Source organism: Boudabousia marimammalium (assembly GCF_001936115.1).
GTDB classification, from domain to species: Bacteria; Actinomycetota; Actinomycetes; order Actinomycetales; family Actinomycetaceae; genus Boudabousia; species Boudabousia marimammalium.
Map to the genome: position 1 here is coordinate 1 of NZ_MPDM01000009.1, position 17,315 is coordinate 17,315.

General features: G+C 54.8%; 6 protein-coding genes. 3 read left to right on the top strand and 3 right to left on the bottom strand.

Translation table 11 applies throughout. The annotated features are described in order from the left end of the window. Positions 1 to 658: 658 nt before the first annotated feature. Entirely contained in the window at positions 659 to 3,163 is a 2,505-nt protein-coding gene (locus BM477_RS07380) for a choice-of-anchor M domain-containing protein (protein ID WP_075362030.1), read from the bottom strand. Between the two features lie 279 nt (positions 3,164 to 3,442). Between BM477_RS07380 and BM477_RS07385 the strand changes: the two genes are divergently transcribed. From BM477_RS07385 to pulA, 3 genes are all read left to right on the top strand, one after another. Further along, entirely contained in the window at positions 3,443 to 3,718 is a 276-nt protein-coding gene (locus BM477_RS07385) for a hypothetical protein (RefSeq protein ID WP_143230249.1), read from the top strand. 109 nt (positions 3,719 to 3,827) lie between these two features. After that, positions 3,828 to 3,968, top strand: a complete 141-nt coding sequence (locus tag BM477_RS08305) for an SIP domain-containing protein (protein WP_143230250.1) — start codon at positions 3,828 to 3,830, stop codon at positions 3,966 to 3,968. A 372-nt stretch (positions 3,969 to 4,340) separates the two neighbouring features. Beyond that, positions 4,341 to 10,664 carry a pullulanase-type alpha-1,6-glucosidase gene (pulA, locus tag BM477_RS07395; RefSeq protein ID WP_158024409.1) on the top strand — a complete coding sequence of 2,108 codons (6,324 nt, stop codon included), beginning with the start codon at positions 4,341 to 4,343 and terminating at the stop codon, positions 10,662 to 10,664. Positions 10,665 to 10,864: 200 nt separating this feature from the next. Here pulA and BM477_RS07400 read toward each other — a convergent pair whose 3' ends face one another. Both BM477_RS07400 and BM477_RS07405 read right to left on the bottom strand, forming a co-directional pair. Continuing rightward, complete coding sequence (locus tag BM477_RS07400; protein WP_143230251.1) at positions 10,865 to 13,150, bottom strand: DUF7507 domain-containing protein; 2,286 nt, start codon at positions 13,148 to 13,150, stop codon at positions 10,865 to 10,867. A gap of 1,031 nt (positions 13,151 to 14,181) precedes the next feature. Continuing rightward, positions 14,182 to 17,307 (bottom strand): type I restriction endonuclease subunit R, encoded by a 3,126-nt coding sequence (locus BM477_RS07405; RefSeq protein WP_075362034.1) that lies wholly within the window; start codon positions 17,305 to 17,307, stop codon positions 14,182 to 14,184. Between the last annotated feature and the right edge of the window lie 8 nt (positions 17,308 to 17,315).

Here is a 17,315-nt window from a genome sequence, read left to right on the forward strand (position 1 = left end):
CCGCGGTGGTGTGGGGTGTTGTGCGGGGGTTTGTGTGCTGTGCCGCGGTGGTGTGGGGTGTTGTGCGGGGGTTGGTGTGCTGTGCCGCGGTGGTGTGGGGTGTTGTGCGGGGGTTGGTGTGCTGTGCCGCGGTGGTGTGGGGTGTTGTGCGGGGGTTGGTGTGCTGTGCCGCGGTGGTGTGGGTGCTACGCGGTGATGCGAGTGTGTACTTTAGAGCCGATTGTCTGTGAAATTGTGTGGGATTGTGCCACACAGTTCTGTTTTTGTGTGGGAAAAGACCAGAATTTGCCTGAATTTGGCTAGTTTTTGGTTTTTTTGCACACAGTATCGAAATTGTGTGGGATTTTGCCACACAAAACCGGATGGGAGTGGCTGTTTCGCACACAATTCTGGCCAGGAGGCGGTGTGGGGTAATTTCAGTTTCGTCGAGTGTGCACCTTAGTGTTAATTGTGCACTGTGTAAGGTGCACATTTGTTGCTAACGGTCACAGTCGCTGTTTTGTGTACAGATTTGGTTGAGTGATGGGTGTTTGAGTAGGACAGAATGGTGGGGTGCAACAATCTATTGGGAAAATAGGTCGCAGCACAGATAAAGAGGTGGTGTTTCGAGGACGAACCCCGAAACACCACCTCTTGTTGCTATCTGATCAGATACCTACTAGCTCAGCAGTTGCTTGCGCCGGTAGAACAATGCGCCAAAACCGGCCAACAAAAGCAGTGCTGCCAGACCGCCAACCGTTGAGATGTTTCCGGCGCCGGTCTTCGGCAACCCAGAAGCAGAGCCGCCGGCGCTCACCGGGGACTCGACCGTGGTGGAAGGCTCAGCAGTCACAGTCGAATCCGGTGTGGAACTATTCCCGTTTTCGGGGTTGGTTTCAACTGTGGGCTCGCCGGTACTGTCGGGTGTCGCTTCGGGGTTGGCCTCAACAGTAGTTTCGGCGGTAGCTTCGGGGCTCTCCTCCGGGCTGGCCTCAACCGTGGCCTCGGCGGTCGCTTCAACACTAGCCTCCGGAGTCACCACCGGGTCGCCGACCTTCCAAGTGTAGGTAGCGACCGGAGATCGGACTGTCTTACCGGTGACTAGGTGGACGCCCTCGGCCTGCACCTTCATGACATAGGTGCCAGGCTTCTCGAACAGCCAGTTGACGTGCGCATGCCCGGGCGTGGGCTGAACGATTGAATCTCCCAGGTTGAGTTCGAAGTTACCTTCGGTCGCAGGGACGGAGCGGAAACCCGTCGCCAGCGCAGTAAGTGTCGGGACAATCCCGCCACCCAGCTCATCATTCTGGAACAGGAAGACCCGTCCAGGCCCCTCAACTCCCACAAATTTCAGGCTGATTTTATCGAAGTCTGGCCGCACATCGTTGGTGTCCCAGCCGGGGAATAGCTGCGTGTTCTGCTTGTCGCCACTTTGGGAAAGGAAGTACCCTTCGGGCGCCAGCTGCTGCCGGTAGGCCTCCGGAATCTCCAGCTTGGCGTTCTCACCGACCCGCAGGGTCAGATTCTTGGCCGGCCGAATCATGCCCAGCCCGGTGACGTCCTCTTTGGACTGTAGCTTCAGCTGGCCGCCCTCGGCACTGACATAGAACAAATCCACATGGCCGTGATCCAAAGTGACGGGATCATCCGCTGAGGGCGGGGTTGGTTCCGTGGTGCTTTCAGGGGTGGACGAGGGGGTGTTCCCCGCATCGTCGGTGTGGTCAGAGGCGTCAGCTTCGTCAATCTCATTGCTGATGGTGGATAAGTCAGGCTGATCTTCCTGGTCGGTCTGCGCATACCAGGTGTAGATGGAGGGGCGAGACTCGAACGGTTGGCCATGGTGTTTACCAACCACCTTGACGGTCATCTGGTAGAGACCTGGGTGGCTGAAAATCCAGGTGAAGTGTTTGTGTCCGCTGGGATGAATATCCAGTTGGGAGCCAGGATTGATAATGAAGGAGCCGTCCTGCAAATCTGCGGCAGCAACACCGGGCGTCAAGGTTGAGTGGAACAGCGCCACTTTGCCGCCGGCGGGTGCTTTAATGTTCACGAACTTCAGCGACAAGTCACTGTACCCGCGCCGAGTGTAATCATTACTAGACCAGCCCGGATACAGCATGTAGCGGGCGCTAGTGTTGGGGGAGACATAACCGCTGGAAAGCTCTGCCGGCAGGTTGTTCCACTTGAGCTGGTCGGTGTACCAGTCGCGGCCCATCATTAAAATCGCAGAGTCTGCTGGGCGCAAAACTGAGCGGCCAGTGATGTCTTCTTTCATCTGCAGATTCAAACTGCCGTCAGTATTGGTGTTGACGTAGAAAACGTCCAGGTGGCCGCTGTAGAGCTTGCCCATGTCTTCGGGACGGGTCGGTGTCCGTGGGGTGGCGACGTCATGGTCGTTCCCGTCGTGGTCGTTCCCGTCGTGGTCGTGTCCGTCGTGGTCGTGTCCGTCATTGTCGTGCCCATCATGGTCATCCCCATCATGGTCAGCCGGCTCTCCCTGGTTGTTGGCCGCAGAGACAGTGTCAGCATGGTTTTGAATGACTCGCAGTTCCAGGGTGGAAGCGGCGGATCGGGCGGGATTCTCGCCGGTGCGCTCCACGAACGCTGTCACGTGGTAGTCGCCAGCCCTAGTAAAGAACCAGTCGGTGGCGATGCGTTTTTGTGGGAAAGAGATCGCGGTGCCGGCGGTCATCTCGTATGCGTCGTTGTCTAGGACGGCACTCCTGTCCTCGGTGCTCCAAAGGTAAACTTTTCCGGGCCCGGTGACTTTTGTGATGTTGATTTTGAGGTTGGGTAGGTCCGCGTCGTTGAAGGATTCAGCGGATAGGTCGGGCCAGAAGCTGTCGCCGGTATAGTAGCCGAAAGTCTCCGGGACTTTGGGAAGGTCTAGTTCGTGATCTTCTGAGAAATTTGTGTCGTCGTCGAATAGTAAACGGCTGGCGTCCAGACTGAGTGTGCCGCCTTTGATGGTGGAATGGTTGTGCTCGGCGGTGCGGTAGCCGCTGCGCAAGGCGACTCCGTCACCGTCGGGGATGACGTTGAAGGCTTGGGCGGTTTTGCCACTGGTCGGGGCGATGTTGATGCGGTCCGTGGCGAGGCTTTGGCCCACGTTGGGGCCAGCTAGTGCCAGCGCTACTACGCTGGCGATCGAGGCTGCCGCTAAACGGAGTTTTGTGAGTTTCATTCGTTTTTCCTGCTGGTGAGTTGGAATGGTGCCGAGGGTGTGTTCGGTGTGATTCCTCGACAATAAATACTGCTAACGCTAATGATAGCCATTTTCATTAATGGGTGTCTAGTGGTATCTGATTGTGTGACACTGCAGTCTTTTCGGAGTGACACGCCCTCGGTCCCAAAAATGCAACCAAGGCAACCCTTACTAAAGTCCTATTCTTCTGCCATAATGTGCATAACTGTCTTAACGAATGTGGTGACCGCACGGCCCGACCGGAACGAAAGACAGCCGATGGATAAAGGTGTTAACGGCGTCATGATGAAGCTGCTGTGGGCTGAGGATATCCACTGCATCGTGACAAAAACGGGGATGTATGCGGGGACGATGAATGCGTTGCGTGTGAGCTCGCCGGAGTTTATTCGGCAGGATTGTCCCGCGGAGGGCGACACTTTTGAGGCCGCCTATTACGGCTCGAAACCCTTCGACGTTCCGGAGCTTGTGCCCCACGGATTTGTTTTCGTTGCGGATGCGGTCGGCACCCCCTACCTGAACGTGTTGAGTGTGTAGCTACGGCAGTTCCCCGTCAAAGTGTGGATGCTGGACTGGCATGACAGTGACCATGAGATCCTGATTGAGCCGCGCGAAAACCTGACCGTCGAATGGGTGCCAACCATACCTGATTTGCGAGTCCAAAGTGCTGCTGTCCACCCGTCGCTACCTCTTCAAAGAAGTAGGCGTGGACAAAAACGACATGTACGTGCACGCCTACTGGGTGCAGGGTAAAGCCATGGGTAGCAGCCGCGACACCTCCAAGTAGGCGGGTGCCGTAGCAGCGCTACCCCCTTAGTAACACCAATCGCCGCTCTCGTTCAGTCGTATGTCTTGCCCAGCCCTGTCCCCGCAAATGTTTCCCAAATTGAAACAATAATGCCCCGCAATCTCCTTGCGGCTTCGTGTGAAAACTTCTAAAGTTGTACCTAACCAACTTTACGCAAACGTTTTCGTAACTGGCTTGGCTGTATGGCTGGCCTGTGAAGAAGCAGACCCAGTATCGAGAACCGTTGCGTTAGGAATTACTGCTATTACGGTCCAACGAAGCAGTTGCGACACCCGAGGAGGATTTTCGGTGGAAATCAGTATGCGTGCATTTCACTCCAGCACGCGAAACAACTTAAACGCCTGCCGCAGCGTGAAGAAACTTCTGGCAACCACGATTGCCGGCTTCGCAGTAGTGGCTTCTTTGATTACTCCGACTCAAGCGGCAGCGGCGCCTGGGTCAGTGCTGCTGACCGGTAGTTTTAACAGTGAGCTGACCGGGGATGCCTGTGCGGATTGGACTACTGATTGTGTGGCTTTGGAGCTGGAACCAGCCGACGAAAGCGGCAGTCTCTATGCTTCCACTTTTACTGTCCCGGCGGGCACTTGGCAGTATAAGGTTTTCGCCCAGAATCAGTGGTACACCAATGATCGTGACGGGGTAGCTGGCCCGGACAACAATATGCAGATTAAGCTGGATAATGCGACGCAGTTGATTTTCCAGTGGGATAAGAAAACTGGGCATATTGGTTTGAAGCCGGTCACTCCGGTTGATCGCCCGTACACTCCCGCCGAGGATGACGCCCTGTTCAAATCCCCCACCAAGCAGGGTACTGGCGAAAACTTCTATTTCGTCCTCACTGATCGTTTTGCTAACGGGGACCCCAGCAACGATAAGGGCCAGATTCCTAGCGATAATCCGCTAGAGACAGGCTTCGACCCAACCAATAAGGCCTTCTATCATGGCGGCGACATTAAAGGCATCATTGATCGTTTAGATTATATTCAGAATCTGGGGGCGACCGCGATATGGTTGACGCCCTCGTTCAAAAATGAGCCAGTCCAGGGCGAGGGCGAGGATGCTTCCGCCGGATACCACGGTTATTGGATTACTGATTTCAACACTATTGATCCCCATTTGGGTACGAATGCGGAGCTGAAGCAGCTGATTGAGAAAGCGCATCAGCGCAACATTAAAGTCTATTTCGACATTATCGTGAACCACACCGCGAACCTGATTGAGTTCACTGACCACAGTGGCGACAAGATGCAGGTCCCTTACCGTTCCATTCAGGATTTCCCGTATAAGGATGCTACGGGTCAGGTGTTTGACATTACGAAAGTTGCGGGGGATAAAACGAAGTTCCCGCAGCTTGATCCGGTGGTTTCTTTCCCGTATCGGCCGAAGCGGATTCACCCGATTAAACCCGACTCTCTGTCCGATGTGACCTTGTACCACAACCGTGGCAACGGCACCTGGAAGGGCGGCGAGGATTTCACTTTCGGTGACTTCTACACCCTCGATGACATCATGACGGAGAACCCTAAGGTCGTTGACGCGATGACGGAAATCTACTCCAACTGGGCGAAGTTCGGCATTGATGGCTTCCGGATCGACACCGTAAAACATGTCAATTTTGATTTCTGGAATCAGTGGGGCAAACCGGTTCTACAGGCCGGGCAGCAGCCCAATCCCACTAAATCTGACGACAAGTTCTTCATGTTCGGCGAAGTTTACAATACTGACGTCCAAGATTTATCGCCCTATGCGCGTAACACTCCGATGGGTGCGACCTTGGATTTTGCTTTCCAAAGTTCGGCTCTGGGATTCTTGAAGGGTGGTAGTGCAGAAGGTTTAGCTAACTTCTTCGCGGCGGATGATTTCTACACGACTCAGCATTCTTCCGTTTTAGATCAGCCTACCTTCCTCGGCAATCATGACATGGGCCGGGTCGGCTACCTGATTAAAGACCAGTCAAACCCGGAGAAACGCTCCCAGCTGGGTCATGAGTTGATGTTTTTCACTCGCGGACAGCCGGTCGTCTACTATGGTGATGAGCAGGGTTTTGCCGCGGAAAATCATGGTCAAAACGGCACCGACAAGGAGGCTCGCCAGTCCCTGTTCGCCACGCAAGTGGATGAGTTCGCGAACCAGCACCTGCTCAATGGTGAAGTGTTAGGGAAACAGGATCGTTATGATGAGAACTCCACCCTCTACACCACGATTGCTGAAGTTTCTAAACTCCGCCAGCAGCATCCGGGTTTGCGTAATGGGCAGCAAATCAAACTCTATGCGGATAATGGGCCTGGCGTTTACGCTTTCGCGCGGGTCGAGGGTTCACAGAAACTTGAATACGTGGTGGCGGTCAATAACACTGAACAGGCCAAGCAGGTCAGTTTCAGGACTCTAACGGCAGACGCCTCTTACACTCAGATTTACGGTCCCGCCACGACTTTAACAGCCGCCGGGGAGGACTACCAGGTGACTGTGCCGCCGTTGAGCGCGGTCGCTTTCCAAGCTGATCGGACGGTCACACCAATTTCGGCTGCCGACCTCTCAGTGCAGGTGAACCCTGATAACGGCATGGCCGTGAACGGTAATATTCGCACCTTAGACGGTCAGCCTGACACAAAGTTCAACATGGCGGCAGTTTCGGCAACAGTGCCGGCTCATCGTTGGAGTGAAACCTCGTTCGCGTGGAGAACCCTCGGCTCCGATAACAGCCAGTGGCATGAGCTGGGCACGGCAACCGGGCCGCATCCGCGAGTTTTCCATGACGTGAATGCGCTGCCGGCGGGAACTCTCGTGGAGTATCGTGCGGTGACTCGTGACGCGGCAGGTAACCTAGCGGCGGATTCATCCTACGCGTCGGTGAAACTGGATCAGACCAGCATTGATTTCCAGGTTGAGGAAAACCATGATCTGGTGGTTAACATTCCCGGTTCGCACAGCGATGAGCTAGGCTGCGGCGCAGAATGGAAACCAGACTGTGCCGCTACGCAGCTGCGTTTAGATCCGCTTTCTGGCTGGTTTAAGGGTACTTTCCGGGTTCCGGAGGGCAGCTACCAGTACAAGATCGCGCTAAACAACGCGTGGGACGATGATTACGGTTGGAAAGACGGCAAACGTAACGTCTACAAGGGCGACAATTCGCCTTACACAGTGCCCGCTGGTGGCCGAGATGTCACTTTCTTCTACAACCCGAAGACCCACGAGTTCTATAACACGATGCAGTCGCAGCGGCCTTCATGGACTTTGCCGGGCACTTTCGGGGAGGCTCTGCAATGCCCGAACGGGAACTGGGATCCTTCCTGCCAGGCCACATTAATGAACGACCCGGAAGGCTCAGGTTCTTTCACTTTCCAGACTTTGCAGATTCCGGCGGGGCCGCAGCAGGTCAAGGTAACGAAAGACTTTACCTGGAACGGGGCACCCCGTCCCACGTGTGTGGGCGAGGGCGTGGGCACTTCCTCACCTGACGGCAACTGCACTTTCACGGCGAAGGCCGGTCAGCTGACGGTGTTCACGTGGACGCCGGGGACGAATGAGCTGCGGATTGAGTCTAGTGACCCGACGGAGTACGTGCAGTATCAGGCGCAGTGGCTGGATTTGGCGACTTTCGCCTGGCCGAAGGAGCTGGGAACTGATGGTTCATGGGAGTTGTTCTGGGCTGCGAACGGCGGCATGGTGGCTGCCGGAAACACGGTTTCCGGGGCGGACGGCCATGTGGCTTTGGTGCGGGCCGGCCAGGCTGGGGTGCTTCCGCGAGAATTGCGGGTTCAGGACCCTCATTTGGCTGACTATTACGCTTTGACCCCGGACGCTTCCGCCACCCCGGCAGGTCAGATGGGTGACCCGAAAGAGATGCTGAAGGGGCAGGTCATGGTGTTGTACCGTGACGCGGCTGGTATCCCTAGATATTTCGCGGGCGTTCAGGTGCCGAGGGTGCTGGATCGTCTCTACGCCGAGCAGGCCACCCAGCGGGCTCAAGGTTTGAGTTTTAACGAGGGCGTGCCCAGCCTTTCAGTTTGGGCGCCAACGGCGAAGAGTGTGCAGCTGATGCTGTTTAATGAGCCAGCCCATGATGGTGACGCTGTTTCAGAGGCTGAGGTGCAGCGGATGCCGATGACTCAGGAAGCTGACGGCTCATGGACTGTGACGGGTCAACGTGACTGGTTGAATCGTCCCTATAAGTACGATATTGAGCTGTATATTCCTAAGAATGCGGTCAGTGAATCTGACTTGAAGGCCGGCATTGTGGGTGACCGGGTGGTTCATAATGAGGTCACTGATCCGAATTCGGTGGCGTTGTCTGTGGATTCGACGCATTCAGTGATTGCTGATCTTTCAGATGAGCAGTGGAAGCCTGCCGGTTGGGAGGCGTCGAAAGCTCCCTCGGTCAAGAATTTTGCGCAGCAAAACATTTACGAGCTACACGTGCGGGACTTCTCCATTGCGGATCAGAGCGTGCCTGAGGCGCAGCGCGGCACTTACGCTGCTTTTGGGATGAAGGATTCAGCTGGCATGAAGCATTTGCGTGAGCTGGCGAAGGCCGGCATGAACACGGTTCACCTGCTGCCGACCTACGATATTGGCTCCATCCCGGAGCGTAGGACAGCCCAAGCGAAGCCGCCGATTCCGGCTTTAACTAAGCCCTCCAGCAGTGAGGGGCCGCAGGCGGAAATCGGGAAGGTCCGGGGCCAGGACGGCTTCAACTGGGGCTATGATCCATTGCATTATGGGGCTCCCGAGGGTTCCTACGCTTCGGCAGGTAACCAGTATGGGGCGCGTCGTTCCATGGAGTACCGGACCATGGTGACTGGCTTGCATGAGGCCGGCTATCAAGTGATTTTGGATCAGGTCTTTAACCATACTTTCGATTATGGGCAGAGCGAAAAGTCGATTTTTGAGCGGGTTGTGCCCGGCTATTATCATCGGCTGGATCGTTTCGGTGAAACCATGAAGACGCCGTGTTGTTCAGAGTTCGCTACCGAGCACGCGATGTCCGAGGATTTAATGGTTGACACGATCGTTGATTGGGCGAAAACCTACCATGTTGATGGTTTCCGTTTTGACCTGATGGGTTTCCATTCGGTAGACACCATGAAGAAGGTTCGGGCTGCTTTGGACCGATTGACAGTGGCGCAGGACGGAGTTGATGGGTCCCGCATGTACCTGTACGGTGAAGGTTGGAATTTTGGTTCTGTCGCTAATGATTCGCACTTCTTGCAGGCGCGGCAGGGTAATTTGGTGGGGACCGGGATTGGATCTTTCAATGACCGGTTGCGTGATGGCGTGCACGGTCATGGGGACCATAAGTTCGCGCAGGGTTTCGGTAACGGTCTGGGCACTGACAATAATGAGCATGAAACCCGGAGTCTGGCGGAAACCCAGGCGGATGTGAAGCATAAGGCTGACCTGATTCGGATGGGTTTGGCCGGTAACTTGCGTGATTTCTCTTTCGAGAACTCTGATGGTGTGGTGCGCCGTGGTGACCAGATGAACTATGGTGGGCAGCCGGTTGGTTTCGCCGCGCAGCCTTATGAGTCTGTGAACTATGTGGATGCGCATGACAATGAGACTCTGTATGACATTAATGCGTGGGGTTTGCCGAAGAATAACACGACGATGGACACTCGGGTGCGAATGAACACTGTGTCTTTGGCTCCGGTGGCTTTGGGGCAGTCGCCTATGTTCTGGCATGCGGGTACCGACATTTTGCGGTCGAAGTCGTTGGATCGTAACTCTTATGATTCGGGCGATCATTTCAACCAGATTGACTGGTCGTTGCAGTCAAATAATTTTGGGGTTGGTTTGCCGCCGCGTTGGGATAATGAGAAGTTCTGGAACGATCAGCGTTACATTCTGAACGATGAGCGGATTACTCCTTCCGAGGAGGCCATGCGTACGGCTCACGCGCAGGCTTTGGATCTGTTGCGGTTGCGGGCTTCCAGTCCCTTGTTCACTTTGGGTAGCGCTGATTTGATTAAGCAGAAGGTTTCTTTCCCGCTGGCGGGGGCGCAGTCTGTGCCTGGTTTGATTGCCATGCATATTGCGGATCCTACGCAGTCGTTGCCGGCTGGGACCGGGTTCTCTCTGTTTGAGGCGGTTTCAGTGGCGACCACGGAGGTGTCTTCGGATGTTGATCCGGAACGTGATCATTTGCTGGTGGTTTTCAACGCGTCGCCTGACACCATAACGAAGGCTGTGCCGGAGTTGGCGGGTGTTGAGATGCGGCTGTCCCCGGTGCAAGCTGCCGGTCAGGATGAGGTCGTTAAGGCAACTACGTGGGATGCGGCTTCCGGGACGTTTAGCGTGCCGGGGCGGACCGTGGCTGTGTTGGAGGCCCCGCATGTCGAGGAGCCGACGGTTGAGGGCTCGGTTGAGCCGAGTGCGGAGCCGACGGTTGAGGGCTCGGTTGAGCCGAGTGTGGAGCCGAGTGTGGAGCCGACGGTTGAGGGCTCGGTTGAGCCGAGTGTGGAGCCGACCGTGGAACCGACTACTGAGCCTACGGTGGAGCCTACGGTCGAACCGACTACTGAGCCTTCTCCGGGTGGCACTGACGCTGGTGTTCGTGGCTCTGCTGCTGGCAAGGGTGGCTTGTCTAAGACCGGTGTGGATGTTGCTTTCTTTGCTGGTTTGGCACTGTTGCTTGCTGGTTTGGGTGTCTTGGCGGTTCGTCGCCAGAATGCTTGAGCTATATAGTTAGCAACTAGAAAAGAGTCCCGTCAGCATCGCTCTGGCGGGACTCTTTTGCTGTCACGAGAAATCTTCAACCACTGCTGATCTATCTCCTGCAGACCCCATGCGTTCAACTGGTTTCCTAGTTGTGTGTGGGTTATTCTCTGGAATGGCCCGTCGAGTTCATTGTGAAGACTGCTCAGCTAACTAACTGATTAACTGGCATTACGCCGACGAAACAGGATGAGCCCCGTTCCAATGGTAATCCCGGCGAACACTGTATATAGCGTCGCAGTGAGGCTGGTAGAACCGGTCTTGGGTAGCTGTCCGCCCGGTGCTACTTCTGGGGTTTCCTCAGTGGTGCCTTCGGCAGTAGCTTCGGGGGTGGTGTCCGGCGTCGGTTTCACGGTTGGAATAATCACGGTTGCTTCAGCTGTATCTGCCACTTCAAGGTTGCCCGCGGCCGCGGTGACAGCCGCGGTATTCACCACGGTCTGCGACTGATTCTGCATTTCGATGGCGGAGGTGGTGGAGGCGTTAATGCTCTCGTTCGGAGCCAAAGTGCCCTGCGTAGCGACGTTTGCCCAGTCGTAGGTGATGCCGCTGATGCCGGTCAGGGTGTCAGTAATCTCTACATTGGTGAGAGGGCATTTGCCAGTGTTCGTAATTGCGAAGGTCCAGTTAATCTGGTTTGCGTTAGCATCGAAGGCGCCCTGTTTGGTCAGTTCAATCCTCGCCTTCCGCAGAGGCGCAATCCGCCAGTCGCCGTTACCTGCCTCGTTCCATGCGGCGATACGTACCAAGTAGTCCTTAGCTGGGTCTAGGTTTTCGAGGGTGTAGCTCTTAACGATGCTGCGGTCGCGCTCAATCAGATTCCAAGTAGCGCCGTTGTCTTCAGAAAGTTCAATACTGTAGTCCAGTACGTCTGATTTCGAGTCTGCTGCCCCCGGGGTGTCAGGGGCGTCTACCCAGGTAACGGTCGCCGACTGATAGTTGGAATCAACATACTTGGCGCTGGCCTGATCGATCGGGTTCGGGGTCATGCCGTAGACCTGCACTCTGGCGTTGTCGGTGCCCTCCCCAATGGTCACATACATGAAGCCGTTCTTATCGAAGTCAATGCCACGGGGGATAGCCATGTTCGGGGTGGCAACCGTCTTGCTGGTTTCTTGCTCGTTGGCATCTGCGGTGGAGCCGTTGATCCACTCGCGAATGAAGTTGCCGTCCTTGTCGAATTCTTGGATTGCGCTTTGGCTTTGCGACCAAGCGAACATGTGACGGTATGTCGGGGATCCGGCGACATCGTTTACGAACGGTCCGAAGGTGACATCGCCCTCGTTAAAGCGTCCTTCGCCAACGAACTGGGTGACTGTGGTGCCGTCAGCGGCACGTTTTTCAATGAAGGGGGCCATGGTGTTCTTGTCGTCGTCGCGGAAGTTCACTAGGGATAGGTAAAGCGAGCCGTCCTCGGGGTCGGATGCGACACCGTAGGGATTAATGTAGCGGTTGCCGTTCGCATGGGGCGCGAAGGGGTGAGTGAGCCCGCCGGTCATGGTCGGGTTATCGAGCTTAATTTTTGGCAGCGGCGTGCCGTCAGGTGCGAAGACCACTAGGGTGTCATCCACCTCAGCGTTCGCTAGTACGCTACCGTCGGGGCGGGTCGTGAGTGAGACCGAGTATCCGGAGTTGAAGTTGCCGGGCGTAGTGCTGCCGGTAACCCAAGTGCCGGCCACGCCGGCGCCCGCAATAATGGTGCCATCGGGGGCGTAGCGTTTGATACGGTTCGGGTTTGTCGCATTGTTGGGCTGGCGGGATTCGGAGTCAACAACCCAGGTTGTGCCGTCCTTGGTGAAGGTGATGCCGCGTGGGCCGTGCACTAAGTTCGGGATCTGGGCAGAAACGTATTCGTTCTGGTGGACGGTACGGTTGGCTAGTTCGACGAACTGTTTGCCTATTCCGTAGTTGCGATCTGCTGGTTGGACATTGTACTTGCCGTTGCCTTTGTAGTCAGTGGCATCTTCTTGGTCGGTACCGGTGGGTGCGTACTGGAAGACGCGGGGCGTGCCGGCTTGGCCTTGATTGAGGAATCCGAGGCCGGCAGCGGAGCAGGCGAAGCGCCCGTGGCAGACTTTACCACTGTCGGATACCCAGAGGTCCCCAGTGACGGGGTTGACGCCCACGCCGTAGTTGTAGGTTACGTCGCGGCAGCCTACTGCTCCTTCGCCGCAGGGCCTGACGTCCGCGCTATTGTTGTCAGTTACGTCTCCGTTTCGGGAGATGTAGGTTGGTCTGCTGTTTCGGGTTTTCACGTCACCGATGAGGCCCCATTTGCCGGAGCCTTCAGCTTTTCCGGCAGTGTAGTCGAGGGAAGTGCGCCAGCCGGTTTCTTCGTTGGGTGCGGCACAGGCGGGTTCAGCGAGGGCGGTTGCGACAGGGGCAAGTGCTAGGCCGGTAGCTGCTGTCATCGCGGACAAAGCTATGAGTGTTTTTCTGATATTCAAGATTTTGCCTTCTTAGATTGGGGTTATTCGTAATCATCTGTGGGACGACTTGTTTTGGGTCTGCGTTGGCTTGTGCAGCCTCGGCGTGACACCTTCAGGTGTGGGACGTTAGTCATGAAATTGAGTGAATCCTTAGTGTCAGAGTACATGACAAATGTTGCGCTTGTCTAATTTCTAGGGTAATGAGAAAGGCTTGCAATAGTGTGGGTCTGTATCCAAAAGTGTCAACTAAAAATTTGGGTTGGTTTTGGGGGGGGCGAGGGTGTGCCGCAGTGCTCCAATCAATCTGTGCAAAATAAATGCGCAAAAAATAAAAAATCAGTGGCGCTGGGGTGGAGGGTAGGAAAACCTCGGCAGGGATTTTTCCTAGAATTGGGTTATCCTCCCACCGGGGTGAGAGGATAACCAAGTTAGATATGCAGACAACCACTGCCATCGGAAGCTCAGCCCGAGGCTAAGCTAGGGTACTTAGTTGCTAGCCCGAGGCTAAGGCCAAGTACAGTTGGAGACTATCTTGGCTATTATTCATTGTCAAAATGTTAATTCTATCGGTTCTCGTGTCGTTGAATGAATCTAACATGAGTACGCGACGTAAACGCGCGCTTACCTGAGCTTTGGGTGTATTAATCTTGGAGATAGAGACTCGCGGGTCTTCTCTGAGATGCCGTCTTTCGTATGCTATTGCGCCAGCAACGATATTCGCAAGCTGAAGTAAATCAGTAGCGCGCGAATCGAGTTCATACGCAGTTACGATTTGCTCTCTCCCAGCATTTCGAGAATGTCAAAATAGAACTTTAGTGATGATTTATTGAGACTGGAAAACTTCATTTCCTTGTCGTACTTGTTCATGCCTGAGTGTTTGTCTCTAATGGCTCTGATTTGACGAGCTAATCGGGAGGGTTTTCTCGTTTTTAAGTATGCAATCCCTCACGGCTATTTTTTTGAGCCAGACTCGTCTATGTAGATAGAATTAACAAGACCTTCTTTTAGTTTGATTCGTTCTGCTTCTGCGTGCATTGTTTCTCCGTGTTTCACTGGTCAAACTCTTCTGGCAGTTCCCCTTCTAGCAGGAACTGTTTCAAGATTTTGTCTACTTCAATGTTGACTTTGAAGGGCGGCAGGCTGATGCCGCGTGTTTTGCTGAAGAATTCGCGGGCAGCGGTCTTGTTGACGGTTTCTTTGAGGTCGTCGTAGCGGCCGAATTCGTTGAGGCTGCTGCCGGTGGTGGGTGTGTTCATCAGTTTGGTGAGTTTGTCTTCGTCTATCCCGAAGGCGGCGACTAGCTGTTTGACTTGGTGGTTTTGGTGGGCGTACTGGTATTCGTTGATGTAATCGCGGAAGGTTTTACCTTCTACCAGTTGTACTTCCCCGGCTTCAATGTCGTGGATGAGTAGGCGCGCATATTTTTGCTCTTCCTGGCTGAGTGTAGCGAAGGATGAGAACAGTGGGTCTAGCAGTTCGTCTAGTTCTTCCCTGGTGGCTTTGTCTGTGGCCAGCGCTTTCAAGTATTTTTTGAAGCGAGAGTCCAGGTAGTCGCTGTCGATCCGGTCGGTGTCAATTTCGGTGATGTGCCGTTCAATATCGAATGGGACGGTATCGGGGTCGGACTTGGCGCGGTCTAGTTCTTTGTATCGTTGCAGTAGAATCTGGTAGGTTTCGTAGTCGCATTCGACGGTGATTTCTCTGCGCGGCTTCTTGAACTTGTAGGTGAGTTTTTCCCAGTAGAATCCTTGAATCAGGGCGGCTTCCAGGTGGCTGTGGAAGATGACGAAGAGGCGCGCAAATTCTTTGCAGTCGGTGATGCTTTCCGGCAGCTTTGAGTAATCTGGGATGCCGGCGCTGGTGAAGATTCGTGTTATCTGCCGGAAGCCTTCATTCATGTGCTCTAGGTGCTGGTCTAGCTGTTCCACGAAGATTCCGGGCTTGTTGTTGCCGGAGTATAGTTCGAAGGCTTCCTCGATTTTCTGTTTCATGGTGTACGGCTTGCGGTAGTACACGATGGAGCCGAAGGGTTTCTCCCCGGGCGCGAAGAGCCGGTTTGTGCGGGAGAATGCTTGCACAATGTCCACGTATTCCATGACTTTGTCCAGATACAGGGTATTCAACCATTTGGAGTCGAAACCGGTGAGCATCTGGTTTACCACAATCAGCAGGTCCACCTGTTTTTCGGGTTCGGTTTCGATGCGCTGGTAGGGGCGTTTGTGCGCCAGGCGGGCGGCAACATCTTTTTTGAACCTGTAGTAGCTGCTGATTGTGTAGTCCTGGCCATAGCGTTCATTGTAGTCTTCTAGGATTTCAATCAGGCCGTCTTCTTTGAAGTCGATTTCTCCGCTGTTGTCGATGTTGGCGTCGAAGAGCGCGGTGGTTTTGATGTGTGGGTAGTTCTCTTTGAGGATGCGGTAGTATTCGATGGCTTCGGGGATGGAGCTGACTGCTAGGATGGCATGGAATTTGGAGTTGCGGCTGAGCCGCGCCCAGTTGTCGTTAATGTTTTTGGTGACGGCCTGGTAGTGGTCTGTCTGCTGGTAAAGGTCGGCTTTAACGTAGTCTTCGATGCCTTTAACATAGTCGCCATTATTCATCTGGGTTCCGGCCATGGGGACGGCTTTGGTGTCCATGAAGTGGTAGTAGATTTCCAGCTGGTCCGGGTCGGTGATGGGGGCGTCCTCGTCGCATACTCCGGCCTGGATGCGGGCTACTTTTTCGCGTAGGTCTTTGGAGCGTACCGTTTCGACGAGGGTGGGGTCGAAGCCGAGGACGTTTCCGTCTCTGATGCCGTCAGCGATGGAGTAGCGGTGTAGCTCGTCACCGAAGATGGTGGCGGTGGTGGAGTGCTTCCGCTGGTTTTGCATGTGGATTGGGGTGCCGGTGAAGCCGAAGAAGACGGCCCGCGGGAAGGTTCGTTTGATGATGGCAAGCATTTCTCCGAAGGTGGAGCGGTGTGCTTCATCCACGATGAATACGACACGTTTTTTGTTGATTTCGCGTAGGTCTGAGAGTTTTGCGCTGTCCTCATTGTTGACTAGGCTCATTTTTTGGATGGAGGTCACGATGAGGGTGTCTTGGGGTTTGCTGGATTTGAGTTTGGAGATGAGGACATGGGAGTCTTCGGTTTCTTGGACTTCCTGGGTGGCTGCCGCGAAGCCGCGGTATTCCATGAGGGATTGGGTGCCCAGTTCGATCCGGTCCATGAGGAATACGACTTTGTCGGCGTCTTTGGAGTCTGCGATTAGTTGCGCGGATTTGAAGCTGGTCATGGTTTTGCCGGAGCCAGTGGTGTGCCAGATGTATCCGCCGAGTTGGTTTCCTTCGCCCCATTTGATTTTGCTGACACGGTCGCTGATGCGGCTGGCGGCATAGTACTGGTAGGAGCGCATGACTTTGAGCATACCGTCGGTGTCGTCCGCGACAGTGTATGCGCCGATCAGTTGGTGGACCATGGGGATATATAGGAAGCCGGAGACGATGTCTTCCCATTTGTTGACTGGCTCATTGTTGAAGTCAGCCCAGTGGAAGTAGTAGTCGGGGTTGAATTTTCCGTCTGGTCCGGGGTTGGCAAAGTAGATGGTTTCTTCGGGGCTCATGGCGACGAAGATTTGGACGAGGGAGAATATGCCCGTGAAAACGCCTTCGCGGGAGTATTTGGCGATCTGGTTGGCGGCCTGTTTGGTGTCAACGCCGGTGTGTTTGAGTTCGAGGTGGATGACGGGCATGCCGTTGATTAGTAGCATGAGGTCGCCGCGCCGGTTCGGGAAGTGCCGGTCGGTAGCGAAGCGTGGCTGTTGCACAATCTGGTAGGTGGATTGGCCGCCGGAGATTTCTAGGGGGTCAAAGATTTTGAGACTGATTTCTTTGCCCTGGTGTTCCGGGTCGGCAGGGTTGTCGCGCTGAATGGAGATGGTTTTGCCGTTAATGAAGCCGTTTAGTTTGAGAGGGGTGCGCAGCTGCGTGACTTGTTCAAGGATTTGCGCCATCTCTGTTTCGGTGAGGGGTGCGTCGTTGAGGCGGTCGCGGGTGTTGTTGTTTTGGAACAGGATGTTCGCCCAGTTGTTTATCAGGTCCTGCTCTGTCGGGTTCTGGATTAGTTCTTTCCACCCTTTGGTGAGCAGGGCGGCAACTACCGCATTTTCAAACTCAGCCTCATTAGCAAAAACCATGGCGTTCT

Bases quoted from the DNA above. Each gene is read 5' to 3' on its own strand.
- BM477_RS07380 (WP_075362030.1), bottom strand. From the start codon at position 3,163: ATGAAACTCACAAAACTCCGTTTAGCGGCAGCCTCGATCGCCAGCGTA.
- BM477_RS07385 (WP_143230249.1), top strand. From the start codon at position 3,443: ATGGATAAAGGTGTTAACGGCGTCATGATGAAGCTGCTGTGGGCTGAG.
- BM477_RS07405 (WP_075362034.1), bottom strand. From the start codon at position 17,307: ATGGTTTTTGCTAATGAGGCTGAGTTTGAAAATGCGGTAGTTGCCGCC.